Genomic DNA, 19,148 nt, shown 5'->3' on the forward strand with positions numbered 1-19,148 from the left:
ATGACCTACGTTCCCCGGCTACGCGCCAAATACACGGCAGAGGTGACCCCGGCCCTCCAGAAGGAGTTCGGGTACAGCAGCCCCATGCAGGTGCCGCGCATCGTGAAGATCAGCCTCAATCAGGGCCTCGGCTCTGCTGTGGGCGATAAGAAAGTGGTGGAGAATGCCGTGGCCGAAATGACAAGCATCGCTGGTCAAAAGGCCGTGCCCACCGTATCCCGCAAGGACATCAGCAATTTCAAGCTCCGGAAAGGCATGCCCATCGGCGCTCGTGTCACCCTGCGGGGCGACCGGATGTATGAGTTCCTGGACCGCCTCATCTCGGTGAGCCTGCCCCGTACGCGCGACTTCCGAGGCGTGAAGGCCACCGGCTTCGACGGCCGCGGCAACTTCACATTCGGCGTGAAGGAGCAGATCATCTTCCCGGAGATTGACATCGACAAGGTGACTCGCATGCAAGGCATGGACATCACCGTGGTCACCACCGCCGGATCCGACGAGGAGGCCAAGAGCCTGCTCACCGCGTTCGGATTCCCATTCTCAGACAAGAAGTAAACGCAACAATCCAGAACATGGCCAAGGAATCCATGAAAGCCCGCGAGCGCAAGCGCGCACGCATGGTGGAGAAGTACGCCGCCAAGCGCGCTGCGCTGAAGAAGGCCGGCGAATGGGAGAAGCTCCAGCAGCTCCCTGCGAATGGCAGCAAGGTGCGCATGCACAACCGCTGCCAGATCACCGGGCGCCCTCGCGGTTACATCCGCCTGTTCGGCATCTCGCGCAACATGTTCCGGAACATGGCCCTCGAAGGCAAGATTCCCGGAGTAACCAAGTGCAGCTGGTAAGACAGATGCGAGGACGCGATTCCGGGTCGTGCCCGGAATGACAAGCCCAAAAAGAAACGACCATGACCACCGACCCCATCGCCGATTACCTCACCCGCCTGCGGAACGCCATTATGGCGCGCAAGAAGGTCGTGGTGGTGCCCGCGAGCAACCTGAAGAAGGATATCACGCGGATCCTCTACGATAAAGGCTACATCCTCTCCTGGAAGGCCGAAGATGACGGTAAGCAAGGCCTCATCAAGATCGCGCTCAAGTACGATCAGCAGACCCGCCAGAGCGCCATCCGCGAGCTGAGCCGCGTAAGCACGCCCGGCCTGCGCAAGTACGCCCATGTGGAGCAGCTGCCCCGCGTGCTCAACGGCCTCGGCGTGGCCATCATCTCCACCAGCAAAGGAGTGGTCACCGACAAGGAGGCGCGCGCGCTGAACGTGGGAGGCGAAGTCCTCTGCTACGTGAGCTAAGAACACACTACCATGAGCCGAATTGGAAAAGCGCCGATCAATCTGCCCAAAGGGGTGGAGGTCAGCATCAGCGATAAGAACCTGATCACCGTGAAGGGCCCCAAGGGAACCTTGGAGCAGGCTGTCGATCCCGTGATCAACATGAAGAAGGAGGGTTCGGTCGTGACCCTTGAGCGCCCGACGGACGCCAAGCCGCACCGCGCGAAGCATGGCCTGTACCGCGCGCTCATCGCCAACATGGTGAAGGGAGTGAGCGAGGGCTACGTGATCGAGCAGGAACTCGTGGGCGTGGGTTACCGTGCCACCGCCAAGGGCCAGCAATTGCAGCTCGCACTGGGCTATTCGCACGGCATCACCCTCGTGCTGCCCCCGCAGATCAAGGTGGCGGCAGCGCAGGAGAAAGGGAAGAATCCCATCATCCGCCTCGAGAGCCCGGATAAGCAACTCATCGGCCAGGTGGCCGCCAAGCTGCGTTCACTGCGCAAGCCTGAGCCATACAAGGGCAAGGGTGTGCGCTTCGTGGGCGAAGTGGTGCGTCGCAAGGCAGGTAAAGCGGCAGGCAAATAATCATTGAGCCATGGCATTCAGCAGGGAAGCACGCAGACAGAAGATCCAGCAACGGGTGCGCAAGACGGTGCAAGGCACCATCGAACGCCCGCGCCTGTCGGTCTATCGCAGCAACACGGGCATGTACGCCCAGATCATCGACGACGTGGCCGGCCGCACCTTGGTGAGCGCCTCTTCACTGAAGGACAAGAAGGCCAACGGAATCGCGAAGATCGAGCAGGCCAAGGTCGTGGGCCAGGCCATCGCCGAGAAGGCCAAGGCCGCCGGCATCGATAAAGTGGTGTTCGACCGTAATGGCTACCTGTACCATGGCCGCGTGAAGGCGCTGGCCGAAGCCGCCCGCGAAGCAGGCCTCAACTTCTGATCTCATCAGCACATGTCCGAACCGAACAACAAGAAGGTCAAGAGCAGCGACCTCGAGCTGAAGGATAAGCTCGTGGCCCTGAACCGTGTCACCAAGGTGACCAAGGGCGGCCGCACCTTCACCTTCGCCGCCATCGTGGTGGTGGGGAATGAGAATGGCGTGGTCGGCCATGGCCTGGGCAAGGCCAAGGAAGTGCAGGAGGCCATCGCCAAGGGCATCGACGACGCCAAGAAGAACCTGGTGAAGGTGCCTGTGATGAAAGGCACCATCCCGCACTCGCAAGAGGGCAAGTTCGCCGGGGCGCAGGTTTTCCTGAAGCCTGCAGCGCACGGTACGGGCGTGATCGCTGGCGGCGCCATGCGCGCTGTGCTCGAGAGTGTGGGCATCACCGACGTGCTTGCCAAGAGCAAGGGCAGCAGCAACCCGCACAATGTGGTGAAGGCCACCATCGAGGCGCTCACGAACATGCGCGATGCGATCCAGGTATCGCGCCAGCGCGGAGTGAAATTGGAACGCGTATTCAACGGATAACGACACCTAGCCGAACCAACGGCATATGGCCATGAGCAAGATCACCATCACACAGACCCGCAGCCAGATCAAATGCCCCCAGCGGCAGAAGGCCACCCTGAAGGCCCTCGGACTTGGACGCATCGGCAAGACGATCACGCATGAAGGCACCGCGCAGGTGCTCGGCATGGTGAACAAGGTGCAGCATCTGGTGAGCGTGAAAGCGGCCTGAACCCCTTAGAGCGAACGATCATGGACCTGAGCAAACTCCAGCCCGCCGAAGGGGCCACGAAGAAGAACAAGCGCATGGGTCGCGGCCAAGGCAGCGGCCGTGGCGGCACGTCCGGCAAAGGCCATAAGGGCCAGAAGGCCGGTACGGGCTACAATCGCAAGCGCGGATTCGAAGGCGGACAAATGCCTTTGGCGCGCCGCCTGCCCAAGTTCGGTTTCACCAACCCCACCCGCGTAGAGTACAAGGGCATCAACCTCGATGCCTTGCAGACGCTGGCCACCGAGAAGAACCTCTCGGTCATCGATCCAGCCGTGCTGCGCGCCAACGGCCTCATCGCCCGGAACGACCTGCTGAAGGTGCTTGGCCGCGGTGAGGTCACCAGCGCACTCAATATCACAGCGCACGCATTCAGCGCTTCCGCCAAGGCAGCCATCGAGGCCAAGGGCGGCAAAGCCGAAGTGATCGCCACCATCGCCCCCAAGACTGAGGCATGAAGAACCTGATCGACACGATCAAGAACATCTGGCGCATCGAGGAGCTGCGCACGCGCATCCTCATCACGCTGGGCCTGCTGCTGGTCTACCGCATCGGCAGCTTCATCATCCTGCCCGGTGTGGACAGCGTGGCCATGGCCCGCAACAGCGCAGGCGGCGGCGGCATCGCCGAGATCCTTGCCATCTTCACGGGAGGCGCCTTCACCCGCGCGAGCATCTTCGCTTTGGGCATCATGCCGTACATCAGCGCATCGATCATCATGCAGCTCGCAGGCATCGCCATCCCGGCGGTGCAGAAGAAGCAGAAGGAGGAGAGCGGCCGTCGCCAGCTGAACCAATGGACCCGCTACCTGACCATCGCCATCTGCATGGCGCAGGCCCCGGGATACCTGTACACGAGCATCGAGCAAGGAGCCGCTCCGCTCGATAACCTGGGCTGGGTCTGGGGAAGCGTGTTCATCCTTACGGCCAGCACGCTCTTCGTGATGTGGCTGGGTGAGCGGATCACCGAGCGCGGCTTGGGCAACGGCATCTCGTTGATCATCATGATCGGCATCCTCGCGCAATTGCCGCAGAGCTTCGCACAGGAAGTGGTGGGCCGCATGGGCCCTGGCGGCGGTGGCCTGGTGCTGCTGCTGGTCGAAGTGGTGCTCTGGGTGCTCATCATCGCTGGCTGCATCCTCCTGGTACAGGGCACGCGCCGCATCCCGGTTCAATTCGCCAAGCGCGTGGTGGGCAACAAGCAGTACGGCGGCGTGCGCAACTACATCCCGTTGAAGGTGAATGCCGCCGGTGTTATGCCCATCATCTTCGCACAGGCCATCGTGCTCATCCCCATGTACATCGCCCAGGCGCCTTTCCTGAGCGAGAGCGTGCGCAACTGGATGCAGACCGCCACCAACAGCCAGAGCTGGGGCTACAACATCGCCCTCTTCCTCATGGTGGTCGCCTTCACGTACTTCTATACCGCCATCACGGTGAATCCTAACCAGATGGCCGACGACATGAAGCGCAACGGAGGCTTCATCCCTGGCGTGAAGCCTGGCAAGGCCACGGCCTCGCACATTGATGAATTGCTATCGCGCATCACCCTGCCCGGCGCCATCTTCCTTGGCATGGTGGCGATCCTCCCGGCCTTCGCGGGCATGATGGGCATTAAGCAGGGCTTCGCGCAGTTCTTCGGTGGAACCTCATTGTTGATCATGGTGGGCGTGCTCTTGGACACGCTGCAGCAGATTGAAAGTCATCTCTTGATGCGCCATTACGACGGATTGATGAAGAGCGGGCGGATCAAGGGAAGGAATCAGGGAGCGGCCTACGGCATGGCTGGGTGAACCATGGGGAGCAAACCCCTGGTGAACCTGAGCGATGACGAGATCGCGGTGTTGAAGGAGAGTTCTTTGCTTGTTGGCAAGACCTTGGCGGAAGTGGCCAGGCGGATCGGCCCCGGTGTCACCACCGGAGAGCTCGATCGCATGGCCGAGGAATTCATCCGCGACAACGGCGCAGTGCCCGGATTCAAGGGGCTTTACGATTGCCCCAGCACCTTGCTGATCAGCGTGAACGAGCAAGTCGTTCACGGGCTGCCCGGTGATCGTGCCCTGAAAGAGGGTGATGTGGCCAGCGTGGACTGCGGTGTGCTGATGAACGGGTTCTATGGCGACAGCGCGTACACCTTCATGGTGGGCGAGGTGGCCGAACCGGTGAAGCGCCTGTTGCGCGTCACGCGCGAGTGCTTGGATCACGGCATCGCAGCGGCGGTCGAGGGCAATCGCACTGGCGATATCGGCTTCGCGATCCAGCACCATGCGGAGAGCAACGGCTACGGCGTGGTGCGGGAACTGGTCGGTCACGGCGTGGGGCGCAAGCTGCACGAGGCCCCCGAAGTGCCCAATTATGGACGGCGCGGGCATGGCGTGAAGCTGACGCGCGGGATGGTGCTCGCGATCGAGCCCATGATCAACATGGGCGTGAAGGAAGTGCGACAGCTCACCGACGGATGGACCGTGGTGTCACGCGATGGGAAGCCCAGCGCGCACTATGAGCACAACGTGGCCGTGAGGGCCGGGAAGGCCGAGGTATTGTCAACCTTCAGTTACATCGAGGATGTGCTGAAGAAGAAGGGTGAATCGATCACCGCATAGGGGCGAGCCATGGTTGGCCCAGCGCGGTGAACTGGAAGGATAGGGAACGAACAAGAAAAGGAACGAAAGGAAGGAGATGAGCAAGACGGGGACCATCGAGCAGGACGGCGTCATCAAAGAGGCGCTGAGCAATGCCATGTTCCGCGTGGAGCTCGAGAACGGTCACGTGATCATCGCCCACATATCGGGCAAGATGCGGATGCATTACATCCGGATCCTGCCCGGCGACAAGGTGAAAGTGGAGATGAGCCCGTACGACCTGAGCAAGGGCCGCATCACCTTCCGATACAAGAGCTAAAGAACCAGAGCACCATGAAGGTCAGGGCCTCCCTCAAACCACGCTCCGCGGACTGCAAGATCGTCCGTCGCAAAGGGCGTCTGTACATCATCAACAAGAAGAACCCCAAGTTCAAGCAGCGTCAAGGCTGAGAACACAACCGAACGAGCATGGCACGTATCGCAGGCATCGACCTACCCAAGACCAAGCGCGGGGCCATCGGCCTCACCTACATCTATGGCATCGGCCGCAGCAGGGCGCTGGAGATCCTCCAGGCAGCTGGTGTGGACCCCGACACCAAGGTGGACGACTGGACCGATGATGAGCAAGCGCGCATCCGTCAGCACATCAATGAGCAGGTGAAGGTGGAGGGCGCCCTTCGCAGCGAGGTCCAGCTCAGTATCAAGCGCCTGGTCGATATCGGCGCATGGAGGGGCCAGCGCCACCGCAGCGGCCTGCCCGTTCGCGGCCAGCGCACCCGCACCAACAGCCGCACCCGCAAGGGCAAGCGCAAGACCGTGGCCAACAAGAAGAAAGCGACCAAGTAGGGGGCATCATGATGCGCCCTCTCTTGGGCGCGCGTGAACCACCCCGACCAATCGAAACGACAATGGCAAAGCAGCAAGAAGGCAAAGGCGGCGCCGCCGCTGGCAAGAAGAAGAAGAAGAAAGTGGTCGTGGAGGCCTTTGGGCAAGCCCACATCCAAGCCACCTTCAACAACCTGATCATCAGCCTCACCAACAACAAGGGCGAGGTGATCAGCTGGTCCTCTTCAGGCAAGCAGGGCTTCCGCGGGAGCAAGAAGAATACCCCGTACGCGGGCCAAGTGAGCGCCGAAGAGGCCGCACGCGAGGCCTTCGAATTGGGCCTGCGCAAAGTGAAGGTGTTCGTGAAGGGGCCTGGCGGCGGACGCGAGAGCGCCATCCGCGCGCTGCACAACAACGGCGTGGAGGTCACCGAGATCGTCGACATCACCCCCATGCCCCATAACGGCTGCCGTCCACCTAAGAAGCGCCGCGTATAAAACCAATCAACCTGTAGGGGCGCGATGGACGCGCGCTCCGTTGTTGGTGCGGGAAAACCAAGGCCGCACCCAAATCGAAGATCAATGGCACGTTACACAGGACCCAAGACCCGCATCGCCCGCAAATTCGGCGAAGCCATCCTCGGCCCCACGAAATGGATGGAGCGCAAGCCCCATGCACCCGGCCAGCACGGCCTTACCAAGCGCCGCGGCAAGCAGAGTGAATACTCCACGCAGCTGAAGGAGAAGCAGAAGGCCAAGTACACCTATGGCATCCTCGAGCGCCAGTTCGAGAAGATGTTCCACACCGCGGCCAGCAAGAAGGGCATCACCGGTGAGGTATTGCTTCAGCTCTGCGAGGCGCGCCTCGATAACACCGTGTTCCGCTTGGGCATCGCCCCCACGCGCCGTGCCGCTCGCCAGCTAGTGAGCCACGGACATATCACCGTTGATGGTGGTGTGGTTACGATTCCGAGTTATTCGCTTCGCCCTGGCCAAAACGTGGCCGTGCGCGAGAAGAGCCGTGCGCTGGAAGCCATCACCAATAGCGTCTCGGTGAACAGCCGTCGCTTCGACTGGCTCGAATGGAACCCCAACAGCCTGAGCGGCAAGATGATCACCATGCCCGAGCGCGCGCAGATACCGGAGAACATCCGCGAGCAGCTCATCGTGGAATTGTACTCGAAGTAAGCGTGAGCCATCAGCGGTTGCCCGTTGTCAGGGAGCCGGTGATGCGTATGGACAAGCACTGACAACGGACAACGGACAACAGACAACAACAAGCAAACCCACATGCCCATCCTCGAATTCCAGCGCCCCGACAAGGTCACGATGATCGAATCCGACGAGAAGCGCGGCATCTTCGAGTTCCGCCCGCTCGAGCCCGGCTACGGCATCACCATCGGCAACTCGCTGCGTCGCATCCTGCTTTCCAGCCTTGAAGGCTATGCCATCACCAGCGTGCGCGTTGAAGGCGTTGACCATGAGTTCAGCACCATCAAGGGCGTGATCGAGGACATGACCGAGATCGTGCTCAACCTCAAGCAGGTGCGCTTCCGACGCCAGCTCGAGGACAGCAGCAGCGAGCGCGTGAGCATCACCATCAGCGGAAAGGACAGCTTCACTGCAGGCGATATCGGCCGCAGCACCACCGGCTTCCAGGTGCTCAACCCCGACCTGGTGATCTGCCACATGGAGCCGAACGTGAAATTGCACATCGATTTGGTCGTCGGCAAGGGCCGAGGCTACGTGCCCGCCGATGAGAACAAGGTGAACGCCCCCATCGGCACCATCTTCATCGACTCCATCTTCACGCCGATCAAGAACGTGAAGTACACCGTGGAGAATACCCGCGTGGAGGAGAAGACCGATTACGAGAAGCTCACCATCGAGGTGGTCACCGACGGCAGCATCAGCCCGAAGAACGCCTTGCAGGAGGCTGCCAAGATCCTCATCCACCACTTCATGCTCTTCAGCGACGAGCGCATCAGCCTCGATATGGAAGAGCGCGTGCAGGAAGAGAACTTCGACGAGGACAGCCTGCACATGCGCCAGCTCCTGAAGACCAAATTGGTGGACATGGACCTGAGCGTGCGCGCGCTGAACTGCCTCAAGGCGGCCGACATCGAGACCCTCGGCGACCTGGTGAGCTACAACAAGAACGACCTCTTGAAGTTCCGGAACTTCGGGAAGAAGAGCCTCACCGAGCTCGAGGATCTGGTGGAGAACAAGGGCCTGAGCTTCGGGATGAACCTCGGCAAATACAAGCTGGATAAAGAGTGATGTAAGTCGGCGTGAGGGGAGCCCTCGCACCATTGCAATCATGAAAAACCAACCCACAACCGAGATAGACGATGAGACACGGAAACAAGAACAACGCGCTCGGCCGCAAGAAGGCCCACCGCGACGCGCTGCTGAGCAACCTCGCTATCTCGCTCATCGAGCACAAGCGCATCGAGACCACCTTGGCCAAGGCCCGTGCCCTGCGCCGCTACGTGGAGCCGATCATCACCCGCAGCAAGGACGATAGCACCAGCAGCCGCCGCATGGTCTTCGCCGATCTTCAGAACAAATCGGCCACCGCCATTCTCTTCCGCGACGTAGCCCCCAAAGTGGCGCAACGCCCCGGTGGCTACACCCGCATCATCAAGCTTGGCAACCGCTTGGGCGATGCCGCGGAAATGGCCATGATCGAGCTGGTGGACTTCAACACGCTTTATGTGAAGGAGAAGGCCGGTGCTGACGCCAAGAAGACCCGTCGCAGCCGTCGCAGCCCCGCTGCCAAGAAGGCCGAAGGGGAAGCGAAGCCGGAAGCTGGCGCCGACGAGGCGAAAGCTGAATAAGTCCGAAACAAGGCTTGACCGAAGAGGCGCTCTCAGGGGCGCCTCTTCGCGTTGCAGACGGCGAGGGTCTACGCCGTCCTTTATTTGCGGCATGCGCTTCCTAATGGTGCTTGTGCTCTTGCTTCCCATGAAGGCGGTAGCACAAAAGGGCAAGCATCATCTGTACTTCATCCAAGGTCATGTCACCGACGGTTTCACCGGCGAGCCGATTCCATTCGCGAGGATCGATGTTGCGGGTAGCAAGGATGGGCCGGGCATGACCGATTTCGATGGGTTCTACTTGCTGCGGCCGAATGCGCCGCCGGGGAGATATGCGGTGCGCTTCAGTGCCGAAGGCTACGTGCCGCGCACGGACACAATTGAGATCCTAGTTGACCGAGCTCTGATCCACAATGTGAAACTGCCATCCTATCCGCGCTGAGCTTTTCAACACCTGTGGACGATCACTGCTTCCGTTGAGGGCAGGTCCGGGTATCTTCGCGGCCGCCCGTAATCATGCTCATCAGTCAGCGCCCCGAAGCCCTGCTGCTCCTAGCGGATGGAACGCTTTTCCGCGGACGCGCCATCGGGGCACAGGGCATCACTGTCGGGGAGATCTGCTTCAATACCGGCATGACCGGCTACCAAGAGATTTTCTCGGACCCGAGCTACACCGGCCAGATCATGACCATGGCCTCGCCGCATATCGGCAACTACGGCGTGAAGGCGGGGGAAGAGGAGAGCGGGGCGCCGACCATTGCAGGTCTGGTTGTCAAGAAGTACAGCGAAGTGTGGAGCCGCCCGGGCGGATCCGGCTCGCTCGATGATCACTTGAAGGGGCATGGCATCGTGGGCATCAGCGATATCGACACGCGCAAGCTCGTCCGGCACATCCGCGACCATGGTGCGCAGAATGCGTTGATCAGCAGCAGTGTCATGGACGTGGCGGTCCTGCGCGCACGTCTGGCCGCGGTCCCCAGCATGGAAGGCTTGGAGCTGAGCAGCACCGTGAGCACCAAGAAGGCCTATCAGATGGGCAGCGCCGATGCTGCTTTCCGCGTGGCGCTCATCGACTTCGGCGTGAAGCGCAACATCGAGCGTTGCCTTATTGAGCGCGGTTGCCAGGTGCGCGTGTTCCCGATGACCACGGTTCTCGAGGAGATTCATGCCTGGGAACCCGATGGCATCATGCTGAGCAATGGCCCCGGCGACCCTTCTGCAATGCCTGCCAGCGTTGAACAGGTGAAGGACTTGGTGGCCAGCGGACTTCCCGTCTTCGGAATCTGCCTCGGTCATCAGCTGTTGGCGGAGAGCATGGGCATGCGCACGGAGAAGATGCACCACGGGCATCGCGGCATCAACCACCCGATCAAGGACCTCACCACCGGCCGCGATGAGATCACCTCGCAGAATCACGGATTCGTCGTGAATCGCTCCGATGCGGAGGCGAACGCTGCTATTGAGATCACGCACGTCCACCTCAACGATGGAAGCGTAGCCGGCTTCCGCCTGAAGGGCCGGCCGGTGTTCAGCGTGCAATACCACCCGGAAGCAGGCCCCGGGCCGCTCGATAGCCGATACCTCTTCGACCGTTTCGTTGAACTGATGAAAGCCCGGGTGCGCACGAGCCGTTCAGTGCCGCAAAGCGCGTAGCCAGTCAACCCCAAACCTGTCATTGCGACCGCGAGGAACGAAGCGGGCCGCACGAACCTTCAACCCTCAACCACCGATGGGCCTGATCGCCAAGATCCACGCACGCGAGATCCTCGATTCACGGGGCAATCCCACCATTGAAGTCGATGTCTGGGCCGATAGCGGCCACATGGGACGGGCAGCCGTTCCGAGCGGAGCCAGCACCGGCGCTCACGAAGCCATGGAGCTGCGCGATGGCGACAAGAAGCGCTACCTCGGCAAGGGCGTGCGCAAGGCTGTGGAGCATGTGAACTCCACGCTGAATAACGAGCTGCACGGTGCGCTCATCACCGATCAAGCCATGATCGACAAGGCCCTCATCGGCCTCGATGGCACGCCGAACAAGGCCAACCTCGGCGCGAACGCCATCCTCGGCGTGAGCCTTGCGGTGGCCAAGGCGGCTGCAGCTGAATTGAACCTGCCGCTCTTCCGGTACGTCGGTGGCGTGAACGCCTGCACGCTGCCCGTGCCATTGATGAACATCCTCAATGGTGGCGCGCACGCCGACAATAAGGTGGATGTTCAGGAATTCATGATCATGCCCGTGGGTGCCAAGCGGTTCAGCGATGGCCTGCGCATGGGCGCTGAGGTCTTCCACGCGCTGAAGGCGGTCCTGAAGAAGAAAGGCCTCAGCACGAACGTGGGCGATGAGGGCGGCTTCGCGCCCGACTTGCCCAGCAACGAGGACGCCCTGAAGCTGGTGGTGCAGGCCATCGAAGCGGCGGGCTACACGCCCGGCGATGATATCGTGCTCGCGCTCGATTGCGCCAGCACCGAGTTCTACGATGCGAAGAAGAAGCGCTACGCGCTCGAGAGCACCGGTGATGTGCTCACCAGCGATGAGATGGTGGCGATGTGGGCGGATTGGGCGAAGCGTTATCCCATCGTGAGCATCGAGGACGGCATGGCCGAGGACGATTGGGCCGGCTGGAAGAAGCTCACCGAGGCCATCGGCGGTAAGGTGCAGCTCGTGGGCGATGATCTGTTCGTGACCAACACCGCACGACTAGCAGAAGGCATCGATAAGGGCATCGCGAACAGCATCCTCGTGAAGGTGAACCAGATCGGCACGCTCACCGAGACCATCCAGGCCGTGGAGATGGCGCATCGCGCGAAGTACACCAGCGTGATGAGCCACCGCAGCGGGGAGACCGAGGACAGCACCATCGCTGACCTGGCCGTGGCCCTGAATTGCGGCATGATCAAGACCGGCAGCGCCAGCCGCAGCGACCGGATCGCCAAGTACAACCAGCTGCTGCGCATCGAAGAGCAGCTGGGCCCTGCGGGGATCTATCCCGGCAAGAGCCTGCGGTACGTTAGCTGAAGCCGGATCCTCGAGGTGGACATCCTCGTGACGCACGAAGGGGTTGCCTTTCCGCGTTGCATGGTCAAACCCGCCTGCCATGCTTCGCGCCATCACCATGCTCTGTGCAGCGGCATTGCTGCACTCGGACACGCGTTCAGCAGATGTCGGCGCTGCGCTCCACGCCGGTGAAGCACGCATCACGGCCACCTCCCTGGGAGGCCATAGCGGTCATTGCCTGCGTGTCGAAGCCGAGAACCTCACCGCTCGACCGATCACGCTCCGGATTCCAACCGGTTGGCGTTTCGCCAGTTTGGATAGCACCCTGCAGGACCTCTTGGTGGTGGGCGATCAGGTCATCGCGCTGGCCCCGAATATGAGCGGGACGGTCACTTGCAGCGCCTTCTGCTGCGAAGCAGGTGACGCGAGCCCCGCCTTCGCCAATGCCTTCGACCAGGGCCGCATGGCCGATGAGCGCCTCGTGAAGCTCGCGCAGCACCTCGCTGCATCCAGCTATCCGGAGCACGCCATGCAGCAGGCCGTGTGGACCGTGAGCGACGACAATCCGATCAGCGCGGTCGATGCGGACGACGATGCCGCCACGCTTGCGCTGCGGCAATACCTCTCGGCGCTCACGGGCAGGCCCGTGCCCTGGTACACCACCGCTTTCGCACCACCGGCCGATGGACGCGCCTTCGACCCCACGCCGACGCGCATCACCGGACGGGTCGAATTCCAGCAACGGCATGCCGGTGTGCTCAGCATCGTGGTGAAGGATGCCGATGGCCGCACCCTGCGGGTGATCGACGAAGGCCGCGATCTGCGCCAAGGGCACTACAGCATCGATGTGGAAGTCACCGTGCGCGGTTGGCCGCCTGGGCATTACGCCATCTGCATCGCGGTTGATGGGGTGCTGCTGAAGAGGGAGGAGTTCGAGGTGTAGGCTATTCAATGAGCAGTTTCCCTGCCTTCTCACGGGTATCAAGCGTCGAAACGAAGCGTAGGTGATACGCTCCTCGTTTCACGCCCTGCACTTCGATCCGCGCCTGCTCACCGTTGATCGGCTCCCAGCGCACGAGGCGTCCGCGTGAATCGAGCAATTCGATCACCCCTTGCACGGGCCGGTCCGCGCGCGCGATGACGAAATCTTCTGCCGGGTTCGGCATCAAGGTCCATGCAATCGATTCAGCGCCGATCTCGCCGATGCCCACTGCGCTCTTACGCCACGCGAAGCAGTACTCGCCTGGGCGCAGGTCGTTGATATCGATGCGGCCCTGACGGTCGGTGAGGCTGCCCAATGCGGTGAGCGTTTGGTTCGGATGCAGGACCCACGGCCAATCAGGCCCTTCGCGATAGAGCATCACCAAGCTGTCCTCGCGGAACGGCAAGCCGCCGAAATCCTGCATCAAGCCACTGTCGAAGGCGATGGCCGGCGCGGGCCTTCCATCATAGTTGAAGCGTCCGCTGAGGCTGGCATCGGAGGGCAGGTCCGTGGCGGTGATGCGCCAATAGCGGTCGGGCGATACCACATAAGCGAAGGCCTCATCCACCTCATCGTCAGCGGCCACCCAGTATTCCTCGACCCGGATGGTGAAGGGTGCGGGCGTGCTGTTCACCGTGAGCCGCATATCGCTATTGGTGTATTGCCGCGTCGCCGGACCGCTGAAGGCCTCCATGTCGAAGGTGACGGCCTGGCTGATGCGCTCATCGGCATTCAGGAACACACCGTGCGGAATGAAAGGCACGGTGGCGGAGAAGGTGGTGAGCTCACCGCCGAGCAGAACGGGCTCCGGCAGCGTCCATAAGGCACCATCTGGCTGAACGAAGGAAACGCTCATGGGCACGTTGTGGTAGTGGTCTGCGGGGCCGCGATGCTTCTGTTGAACAGTGACATTGACCGTGCTCGTGCCATTCCCCAGGTCAGTCCAATCGAAAGCCTCCACTTCGAATGCGGCCCATCCTGGCTGCTGGATCCAATCGGTGAAATAGTCGGTGAGGTCGAGCCCGGTGACCTGATTCAAGTGGTCGCGCAGCATCTCCGTGTTCACATGCTCGAATTCGAAGGCGTCAAGGAAGCTCGTGAGTCCCACGCGGAAGAGGCTGTCGCCCATGTACGAGCGCAGGGTGTGCAGCACATCGGCGCCCTTATTGTACGTGTGCTCACCGTAGGTCCATTCCTGGGGCATCTCGCTCAGGGCCCACCAGCCACCGTCGTCGAGGTGCGCGCGCTGCAGCATGCGCCGATGGTTCAAGCGAACCGTGTTCATGTACGCGGACGCGCCGTTCACCTCTTCGATGAAGAGGTAGGCGAGGTACTCCGCGAATCCCTCGTTGAGGTACATCTCCTCCGCGCGCTCGCAGGTCACCAGGTTGCCGAACCAGTGGTGCGCGAGCTCATGCGCCATCACGTCCTGGTAGGAGAGCGAACCATTCGCGATGGACTGAGGATAGTGGATGCTTGTTGCGTGTTCCATGGCGCCTTGCGGGGTGAGAACATAGCCGACACGATTCCAACGGTAGGGGCCGAACCATTGCTCGAAACGGTCGAAGGCACCTTGCAGGTTGATGAAGGAGTTCTTCATCGCGGTGGTGTCGGGCGCGCGCGCCACCAGGGTGACCGGGATCTCTTCGGAAGTGATGCTCGTGAGCGTGTCGCGCACCACTGCATAGTTGGCGGCTGAAACCGAGGCGAGGTAGCTGGGTATCGATTCATCAAGCCTCCAATGCCGCGTGACGGTGGTGGCTGACGGCTGCGTTTCGCTGAGGAGCTCGCCATTGCACCAAGCGGTATAGGGCGCGGTGGTGGTCACGATGAACTCGTAGCTGCTGCGCTCCGTGAAATTGTCGGCGCAAGGGAACCAGGCACGCCCATAGGAGTGCGGCACGCTGGTGAAGGCCACGCCCAGGTTGTAGAGGTAGGCGCCCGTAGTGTAGAAGCCGCCGAAGCCGCTGGGGTCGAGCACGGGATCGCCGCTGTAGTGAACCGTGAAATCGATGGTGTCGGCGGGGGTGTATGCTTGCGGCAATTGCACGATGAGGTCGATGCCGATATGGGTGAATGGGAGGAGAGCGCCGGCCATCACCACAGAATCGACCGTGAGGTCGAGCAACTGCAAAGGCAAGGCAGAAGGGCCGGCATCCCTTGGCGCAGCAGTGATCGCGCAAGCGCCGCTGATCAAGTTCCCTTGAGTGAGGTCGAGCGTGATGCGCTGGTGCAGGATGTCCCACGGCCAGAGTGCGAGTCCACCGCCTTTGGCCGCTCCGTGCGCGGCATGCTTCGTGGTTTGGCAGTTTTGCTGGCCGGCAGCGGTAAGCGCCAGCACAACCGGGAGGAAAGCGGTGCAGCACCGAACCATCCGTGTCGGCCGGATGTTGGGAAGGGAAGGCATGGCCCAAATGTACCCCCGTCAGGCAAGGGAAGGCATCGGCGACTGCCCTGTTGGGATTCCTACATTTGAACGGCCTTCTCGGGCCTGGAGCACATGAAGCCGAGCACCGAACTGCACGACCTGATCAAGTCGCTCACCAAGTCAGAGAAGCGATTCTTCAAGTTGCACAGCGCTCTGCAGTCGGGTCCGAAGAATTACCTCAGGCTCTTCGAGGCCATCGATAAGCAACCGGTTTACGACGAGGATGCGCTGAAGCTCCAGTTCGCCAAGGAGATCTTCATCAAGCACCTGCCCTCGGAGAAGAATCACCTCTACAAGCTGATCCTGAAGGCTCTGCGGGCTTACCACGCCGAGGGCTCGGTGAGCGGAATCCTGAAGCAGGAGATCAAGAACATCGAGATCCTCTATCAGAAGGCCCTCTATGCCGAGTGCAACAAATTGCTGCACCGGGCCAAGCGCATCGCCAAGGAGAACGAGCGCTTCTACTACCTCTTCGAACTGCTCAACTGGGAGAAGATGCTCTTGGAGGAGGCCTATGAGAGCGGTGAGTTCACGAAGGACCTGGATGCCCTGATCGAGGAGGAGCGCGAGGTGATCGAGAAGCTGCGCAACCTGGCGGCCTACCACATCCTCTACAGCAAGATCAACTACGTGTTCCGCAGCGGCGGCTACGTGCGCACGGAGGAGGAGCACGCGATGGTGGAGGAGATAAGTGAGCACCAGCTCATCAAGGGCAAGAACACCGCGCTCTCGCGCCGTGCCGCCACCATCTGCTTCTATACCCAGGGATTCTGCCACTGGGCGAAGAGGGATTGGCGCACCAGCCTTGAGAAGTTCCTGCGCGTGAAGCAGATACTTGATGAGAATCCGCTGATCAAGGCCGACCTGCCCAAGCGCTACGTGCGCACGCTGCACTACATCATCAATGGGCAGATCGAACTGATGGAGCTCGATGCCGCACGGGCCAACATCGCGCTGATGCGCGCGCTGCCCGATGAACCTGGCTTCGGCGGGATCAGCATAGCGACGCAGGTCTATGTTGCAGGCACCATCTGCGAGCTGCGACTCCTCGATCGCTGCGGCGAGCACGCGCAGGCCGTTGAGATGGCGCCTGAGTTCATCGCGGGCATGGAGGCCTTGGGCGAGCGACTGCACAAGGAGTACGCGCTGGAGTTCCAATGGTGCATGGCTTGCGCCTACTTCGGCGCGGGGCAGGTGAACAAGTCCTTGGCCTGGCTCAACAAGGTGCTCAACGACAATGAGACCACCTTGCGACAGGACATCTTCACCTATGCCCGGCTCTTCAACCTGGTGGTCCACTACGAACTCGGCAACTATGACCTGCTGGCATACATCGTTCGGAGCACGCAGCGATTCCTGGATAAGCGGCAACGGGCCAATGGGGTGGAGGTCGTGCTCATCGATGGCATCAAGAAACTCGCGCGAACCACGGATGCCGCTCCGAAGCGTGAGCTTTTCAAGGCTCTCCACGCCCAGCTCGCTGAGCTCCTCCATGATCCGAATGAGCAGCTCGTGCTGAAGTACTTCGATGTGCTGGCATGGGCAGAGGCGCACGCCACTGGCGAAGCCTTCAGCGATGTGGTTCGCCGGCGCGCCTTGCGATCGGCCTGATCACTTGCGATCGCTCAGCATCGGCATCACTTTCACCACTTTGAATTCAGTGCGCCGGTTGGCCTGGTGCTCCTCCTCCGTGCATTCCACTTCGTCCGCGCAGCGGTTCACGAGCTTGCTCTCGCCGTAGCCGCGCGCGGTGATGCGTTCGGCCGGTACGCCCTTGCGGATCAGATAGTCCATGGCGCTGCTTGCGCGTGCATCGCTGAGCACCAGGTTGTACATGCCGCTCGCGCGGCTGTCGGTATGCGACCCCAGCTCGAAGCTCAGTGCGGGATTATCGATGAAGAGCTGCGCCACTTTGTCGAGCTCCACGGCCGCATCCGGTCGGATGTCCCACTTGTCATAGTCATAGTAGATGTTCTCGATCACGATCGGCTTGTCCACAACTACGCGCTGCATCCGGAATTCTTCCTTGAACTCATGGCTGATGCGCTGCCCCATGGTGCTCAGTTGGCGGCGCTCGGTGAACACGCCATCCTTGCTGGCGAGGACCTCATAGAGCTTGTCCACGGTGAGCGGGAAGCTCACATGACCATCATCGTTGGTGAAGAGGGTGAGCGGCTCCGGCTGGGTCGGCTCCAACAGGCGCACCTCGGCACCGGCCATTGGGGAGCCGTCCTCTTCGTCGAATACGGAGATGTTGAGCACGAGGGTGGGATCATTCTCCAGGATCCGGTAGATGCCATCTCGTCCTCCGCGGTTGCTGCTGAGGTAGCCTTTCCGGTCGGTGAGCATCACCAGGGCGAAGTCGTCGTGACGGGTGTTGATCGGGTAGTTGAGGTTCTCCGGTTGGCGCCATTCGCCGTCTTTCTGCACAGTGCGGAAGATGTCGAGGCCGCCCAGGGAGCGATGGCCGTTGCTGGCGAAGAAGAGCGTGTCGCCGCGCACGGTCGGGAACATCTCGCTGCCTGCCGTGTTCACGGTTGGCCCGAGGTTGCGCGGATGGGCCCAGCCCTCCGCGGTGCGTTCGCAGGCGTACAGATCGGTTCCGCCGAAGCCCCCGGGCATGTCGCTGATGTAGTAGAGCACGGACCCATCCGCGCTGAGGGCAGCATGCCCCGCACTGAAATCCTCGCCGTTGTAGGCGAAGGAGCTCACCTTGCCCCAGCGGCCATCGGGCTGAAGCTCGGCACGGAAGAGCATGAGATGACTCGTGCCCTGCTCGTCCTTGTTGAGCCGGAAACGGAAGTAATCGCTGCGCGTGAAATACATGGTGCGGCCATCGGCGCTCAGAACGGCTGGGCCATCGTGGAAGCGGCCGTTGACTTCCCCGAGCAGAGGTTGGGCGGAGCCCGCCATGATGCCTTCGCGCGCTTCCACGGTGCAGAGGTCGAGGAAGGCCTCCCCGTTCCAAGGGTTCGGTTTGCCCGCAGCCTGGGTGCGCTCTGCGGCGATGAGCAGCTTGCTGCCCATGGGCACTGCATTGAACGCGCTGCTCACGCCTTCAATGTGAACAGGAGTGATCGTGAAGAGCGTGGTGTCAGCGTAGAAGGCCTCCCGATCAGCGATGGCCATGCCCAGCTCGCGCACGAGAGGGTCCTCTGGCCGCTCGGCCATTATGCGTTCAAAGAGCTGGGCTGCCTCGACGGTGCGGTCCAAGGCGAGGAGCATTCGGCCAAGCGCGATGGCATCGTCGCCTTGCAGCGGTTGAAGGCGATCGGCAGCGCTGTACCAGGAGGCGGCTTTCGCGGGCTGGTTCAGCATGCGGTAGGTATCGGCTGCGCGCAGCATGGCATCGCGTTCGGCCAGGGTGCTCAGCGCGCGCTCATACCGCGGCGCAGCGTCGGCATAGGCCATGCGCTCCCGGGCCTTATCGGCCTGTGCGAGCTGTTGCTGCGCGCAGCCGGCCAGCAACGCGGAGGCGCTCAACAGGTAGGTCTTCATCGTTCGCAT

The 19,148-nt window shown here is 61.6% G+C and carries 24 protein-coding genes; 22 read left to right on the top strand and 2 right to left on the bottom strand.

Going from position 1 to position 19,148, the window contains the following annotated elements:
* The 21 genes from rplE (at position 1) to IPK70_03785 (ending at position 13,174) form a co-directional block, all read left to right on the top strand.
* On the top strand, positions 1-555 hold the full coding sequence (gene rplE / locus IPK70_03685) for a 50S ribosomal protein L5 (protein ID MBK8226259.1): 555 nt from the start codon (positions 1-3) through the stop codon (positions 553-555).
* Positions 556-572: 17 nt separating this feature from the next.
* The gene (gene rpsN / locus IPK70_03690; protein ID MBK8226260.1) at positions 573-842 is read left to right on the top strand and encodes a 30S ribosomal protein S14; all 270 of its coding nucleotides are present in this window, start codon (positions 573-575) and stop codon (positions 840-842) included.
* A gap of 62 nt (positions 843-904) precedes the next feature.
* Positions 905-1,303, top strand: a complete 399-nt coding sequence (gene rpsH, locus IPK70_03695) for a 30S ribosomal protein S8 (protein MBK8226261.1) — start codon at positions 905-907, stop codon at positions 1,301-1,303.
* A gap of 12 nt (positions 1,304-1,315) precedes the next feature.
* Positions 1,316-1,870, top strand: coding sequence for a 50S ribosomal protein L6 (gene rplF / locus IPK70_03700; GenBank protein ID MBK8226262.1), 555 nt, complete (start codon positions 1,316-1,318; stop codon positions 1,868-1,870).
* 10 nt (positions 1,871-1,880) lie between these two features.
* Positions 1,881-2,234, top strand: a complete 354-nt coding sequence (locus IPK70_03705) for a 50S ribosomal protein L18 (GenBank protein ID MBK8226263.1) — start codon at positions 1,881-1,883, stop codon at positions 2,232-2,234.
* 12 nt (positions 2,235-2,246) lie between these two features.
* Positions 2,247-2,765, top strand: coding sequence for a 30S ribosomal protein S5 (gene rpsE / locus IPK70_03710; protein ID MBK8226264.1), 519 nt, complete (start codon positions 2,247-2,249; stop codon positions 2,763-2,765).
* A 31-nt stretch (positions 2,766-2,796) separates the two neighbouring features.
* Positions 2,797-2,976, top strand: coding sequence for a 50S ribosomal protein L30 (rpmD, locus tag IPK70_03715; GenBank protein ID MBK8226265.1), 180 nt, complete (start codon positions 2,797-2,799; stop codon positions 2,974-2,976).
* Between the two features lie 20 nt (positions 2,977-2,996).
* Positions 2,997-3,470 (top strand): 50S ribosomal protein L15, encoded by a 474-nt coding sequence (rplO, locus tag IPK70_03720; GenBank protein ID MBK8226266.1) that lies wholly within the window; start codon positions 2,997-2,999, stop codon positions 3,468-3,470.
* Positions 3,467-4,804 (top strand): preprotein translocase subunit SecY, encoded by a 1,338-nt coding sequence (gene secY / locus IPK70_03725; protein MBK8226267.1) that lies wholly within the window; start codon positions 3,467-3,469, stop codon positions 4,802-4,804. Before rplO ends, secY begins: the two co-directional genes overlap by 4 nt.
* 3 nt (positions 4,805-4,807) lie before the next feature.
* Positions 4,808-5,614, top strand: a complete 807-nt coding sequence (gene map, locus IPK70_03730; protein MBK8226268.1) for a type I methionyl aminopeptidase — start codon at positions 4,808-4,810, stop codon at positions 5,612-5,614.
* Positions 5,615-5,690: 76 nt separating this feature from the next.
* A complete protein-coding gene (gene infA, locus IPK70_03735; GenBank protein MBK8226269.1) occupies positions 5,691-5,912 on the top strand; it encodes a translation initiation factor IF-1 in 222 nt (73 codons plus the stop codon).
* 14 nt (positions 5,913-5,926) lie between these two features.
* The gene (gene rpmJ, locus IPK70_03740) at positions 5,927-6,043 is read left to right on the top strand and encodes a 50S ribosomal protein L36 (GenBank protein ID MBK8226270.1); all 117 of its coding nucleotides are present in this window, start codon (positions 5,927-5,929) and stop codon (positions 6,041-6,043) included.
* 18 nt (positions 6,044-6,061) lie between these two features.
* Entirely contained in the window at positions 6,062-6,439 is a 378-nt protein-coding gene (gene rpsM, locus IPK70_03745) for a 30S ribosomal protein S13 (protein ID MBK8226271.1), read from the top strand.
* Positions 6,440-6,501: 62 nt separating this feature from the next.
* On the top strand, positions 6,502-6,915 hold the full coding sequence (rpsK, locus tag IPK70_03750; GenBank protein ID MBK8226272.1) for a 30S ribosomal protein S11: 414 nt from the start codon (positions 6,502-6,504) through the stop codon (positions 6,913-6,915).
* Positions 6,916-6,999: 84 nt separating this feature from the next.
* Positions 7,000-7,605: a 30S ribosomal protein S4 gene (rpsD, locus tag IPK70_03755; protein MBK8226273.1), complete on the top strand. Its 606-nt coding sequence runs from the start codon at positions 7,000-7,002 to the stop codon at positions 7,603-7,605.
* 102 nt (positions 7,606-7,707) lie between these two features.
* A complete protein-coding gene (locus tag IPK70_03760; GenBank protein MBK8226274.1) occupies positions 7,708-8,697 on the top strand; it encodes a DNA-directed RNA polymerase subunit alpha in 990 nt (329 codons plus the stop codon).
* A gap of 71 nt (positions 8,698-8,768) precedes the next feature.
* Complete coding sequence (gene rplQ, locus IPK70_03765) at positions 8,769-9,257, top strand: 50S ribosomal protein L17 (protein MBK8226275.1); 489 nt, start codon at positions 8,769-8,771, stop codon at positions 9,255-9,257.
* A 91-nt stretch (positions 9,258-9,348) separates the two neighbouring features.
* A complete protein-coding gene (locus IPK70_03770; protein MBK8226276.1) occupies positions 9,349-9,678 on the top strand; it encodes a carboxypeptidase-like regulatory domain-containing protein in 330 nt (109 codons plus the stop codon).
* 74 nt (positions 9,679-9,752) lie between these two features.
* Positions 9,753-10,889 carry a glutamine-hydrolyzing carbamoyl-phosphate synthase small subunit gene (carA, locus tag IPK70_03775; protein ID MBK8226277.1) on the top strand — a complete coding sequence of 379 codons (1,137 nt, stop codon included), beginning with the start codon at positions 9,753-9,755 and terminating at the stop codon, positions 10,887-10,889.
* Positions 10,890-10,965: 76 nt separating this feature from the next.
* Positions 10,966-12,252: a phosphopyruvate hydratase gene (gene eno / locus IPK70_03780; GenBank protein ID MBK8226278.1), complete on the top strand. Its 1,287-nt coding sequence runs from the start codon at positions 10,966-10,968 to the stop codon at positions 12,250-12,252.
* A gap of 79 nt (positions 12,253-12,331) precedes the next feature.
* Positions 12,332-13,174 carry a hypothetical protein gene (locus tag IPK70_03785; protein ID MBK8226279.1) on the top strand — a complete coding sequence of 281 codons (843 nt, stop codon included), beginning with the start codon at positions 12,332-12,334 and terminating at the stop codon, positions 13,172-13,174.
* A 1-nt stretch (position 13,175) separates the two neighbouring features.
* Here IPK70_03785 and IPK70_03790 read toward each other — a convergent pair whose 3' ends face one another.
* Positions 13,176-15,620, bottom strand: a complete 2,445-nt coding sequence (locus IPK70_03790; GenBank protein ID MBK8226280.1) for a hypothetical protein — start codon at positions 15,618-15,620, stop codon at positions 13,176-13,178.
* A 93-nt stretch (positions 15,621-15,713) separates the two neighbouring features.
* Between IPK70_03790 and IPK70_03795 the strand changes: the two genes are divergently transcribed.
* Entirely contained in the window at positions 15,714-17,252 is a 1,539-nt protein-coding gene (locus IPK70_03795; GenBank protein ID MBK8226281.1) for a hypothetical protein, read from the top strand.
* Here IPK70_03795 and IPK70_03800 read toward each other — a convergent pair whose 3' ends face one another.
* Complete coding sequence (locus tag IPK70_03800; GenBank protein ID MBK8226282.1) at positions 17,253-19,148, bottom strand: OmpA family protein; 1,896 nt, start codon at positions 19,146-19,148, stop codon at positions 17,253-17,255.

The sequence above is a fragment of the Flavobacteriales bacterium genome (assembly GCA_016712535.1).
Lineage (GTDB): Bacteria > Bacteroidota > Bacteroidia > Flavobacteriales_F > PHOS-HE28 > PHOS-HE28.

What these genes read in the sequence shown, in the direction of transcription:
- rplE (MBK8226259.1), top strand. Translation starts at nt 1, where the DNA reads ATGACCTACGTTCCCCGGCTACGCGCCAAATACACGGCAGAGGTGACC.
- rpsN (MBK8226260.1), top strand. Translation starts at nt 573, where the DNA reads ATGGCCAAGGAATCCATGAAAGCCCGCGAGCGCAAGCGCGCACGCATG.
- rpsH (MBK8226261.1), top strand. Translation starts at nt 905, where the DNA reads ATGACCACCGACCCCATCGCCGATTACCTCACCCGCCTGCGGAACGCC.
- rplF (MBK8226262.1), top strand. Translation starts at nt 1,316, where the DNA reads ATGAGCCGAATTGGAAAAGCGCCGATCAATCTGCCCAAAGGGGTGGAG.
- IPK70_03705 (MBK8226263.1), top strand. Translation starts at nt 1,881, where the DNA reads ATGGCATTCAGCAGGGAAGCACGCAGACAGAAGATCCAGCAACGGGTG.
- rpsE (MBK8226264.1), top strand. Translation starts at nt 2,247, where the DNA reads ATGTCCGAACCGAACAACAAGAAGGTCAAGAGCAGCGACCTCGAGCTG.
- rpmD (MBK8226265.1), top strand. Translation starts at nt 2,797, where the DNA reads ATGAGCAAGATCACCATCACACAGACCCGCAGCCAGATCAAATGCCCC.
- rplO (MBK8226266.1), top strand. Translation starts at nt 2,997, where the DNA reads ATGGACCTGAGCAAACTCCAGCCCGCCGAAGGGGCCACGAAGAAGAAC.
- secY (MBK8226267.1), top strand. Translation starts at nt 3,467, where the DNA reads ATGAAGAACCTGATCGACACGATCAAGAACATCTGGCGCATCGAGGAG.
- map (MBK8226268.1), top strand. Translation starts at nt 4,808, where the DNA reads ATGGGGAGCAAACCCCTGGTGAACCTGAGCGATGACGAGATCGCGGTG.
- infA (MBK8226269.1), top strand. Translation starts at nt 5,691, where the DNA reads ATGAGCAAGACGGGGACCATCGAGCAGGACGGCGTCATCAAAGAGGCG.
- rpmJ (MBK8226270.1), top strand. Translation starts at nt 5,927, where the DNA reads ATGAAGGTCAGGGCCTCCCTCAAACCACGCTCCGCGGACTGCAAGATC.
- rpsM (MBK8226271.1), top strand. Translation starts at nt 6,062, where the DNA reads ATGGCACGTATCGCAGGCATCGACCTACCCAAGACCAAGCGCGGGGCC.
- rpsK (MBK8226272.1), top strand. Translation starts at nt 6,502, where the DNA reads ATGGCAAAGCAGCAAGAAGGCAAAGGCGGCGCCGCCGCTGGCAAGAAG.
- rpsD (MBK8226273.1), top strand. Translation starts at nt 7,000, where the DNA reads ATGGCACGTTACACAGGACCCAAGACCCGCATCGCCCGCAAATTCGGC.
- IPK70_03760 (MBK8226274.1), top strand. Translation starts at nt 7,708, where the DNA reads ATGCCCATCCTCGAATTCCAGCGCCCCGACAAGGTCACGATGATCGAA.
- rplQ (MBK8226275.1), top strand. Translation starts at nt 8,769, where the DNA reads ATGAGACACGGAAACAAGAACAACGCGCTCGGCCGCAAGAAGGCCCAC.
- IPK70_03770 (MBK8226276.1), top strand. Translation starts at nt 9,349, where the DNA reads ATGCGCTTCCTAATGGTGCTTGTGCTCTTGCTTCCCATGAAGGCGGTA.
- carA (MBK8226277.1), top strand. Translation starts at nt 9,753, where the DNA reads ATGCTCATCAGTCAGCGCCCCGAAGCCCTGCTGCTCCTAGCGGATGGA.
- eno (MBK8226278.1), top strand. Translation starts at nt 10,966, where the DNA reads ATGGGCCTGATCGCCAAGATCCACGCACGCGAGATCCTCGATTCACGG.
- IPK70_03785 (MBK8226279.1), top strand. Translation starts at nt 12,332, where the DNA reads ATGCTTCGCGCCATCACCATGCTCTGTGCAGCGGCATTGCTGCACTCG.
- IPK70_03790 (MBK8226280.1), bottom strand. Translation starts at nt 15,620, where the DNA reads ATGCCTTCCCTTCCCAACATCCGGCCGACACGGATGGTTCGGTGCTGC.
- IPK70_03795 (MBK8226281.1), top strand. Translation starts at nt 15,714, where the DNA reads ATGAAGCCGAGCACCGAACTGCACGACCTGATCAAGTCGCTCACCAAG.
- IPK70_03800 (MBK8226282.1), bottom strand. Translation starts at nt 19,148, where the DNA reads ATGCGAACGATGAAGACCTACCTGTTGAGCGCCTCCGCGTTGCTGGCC.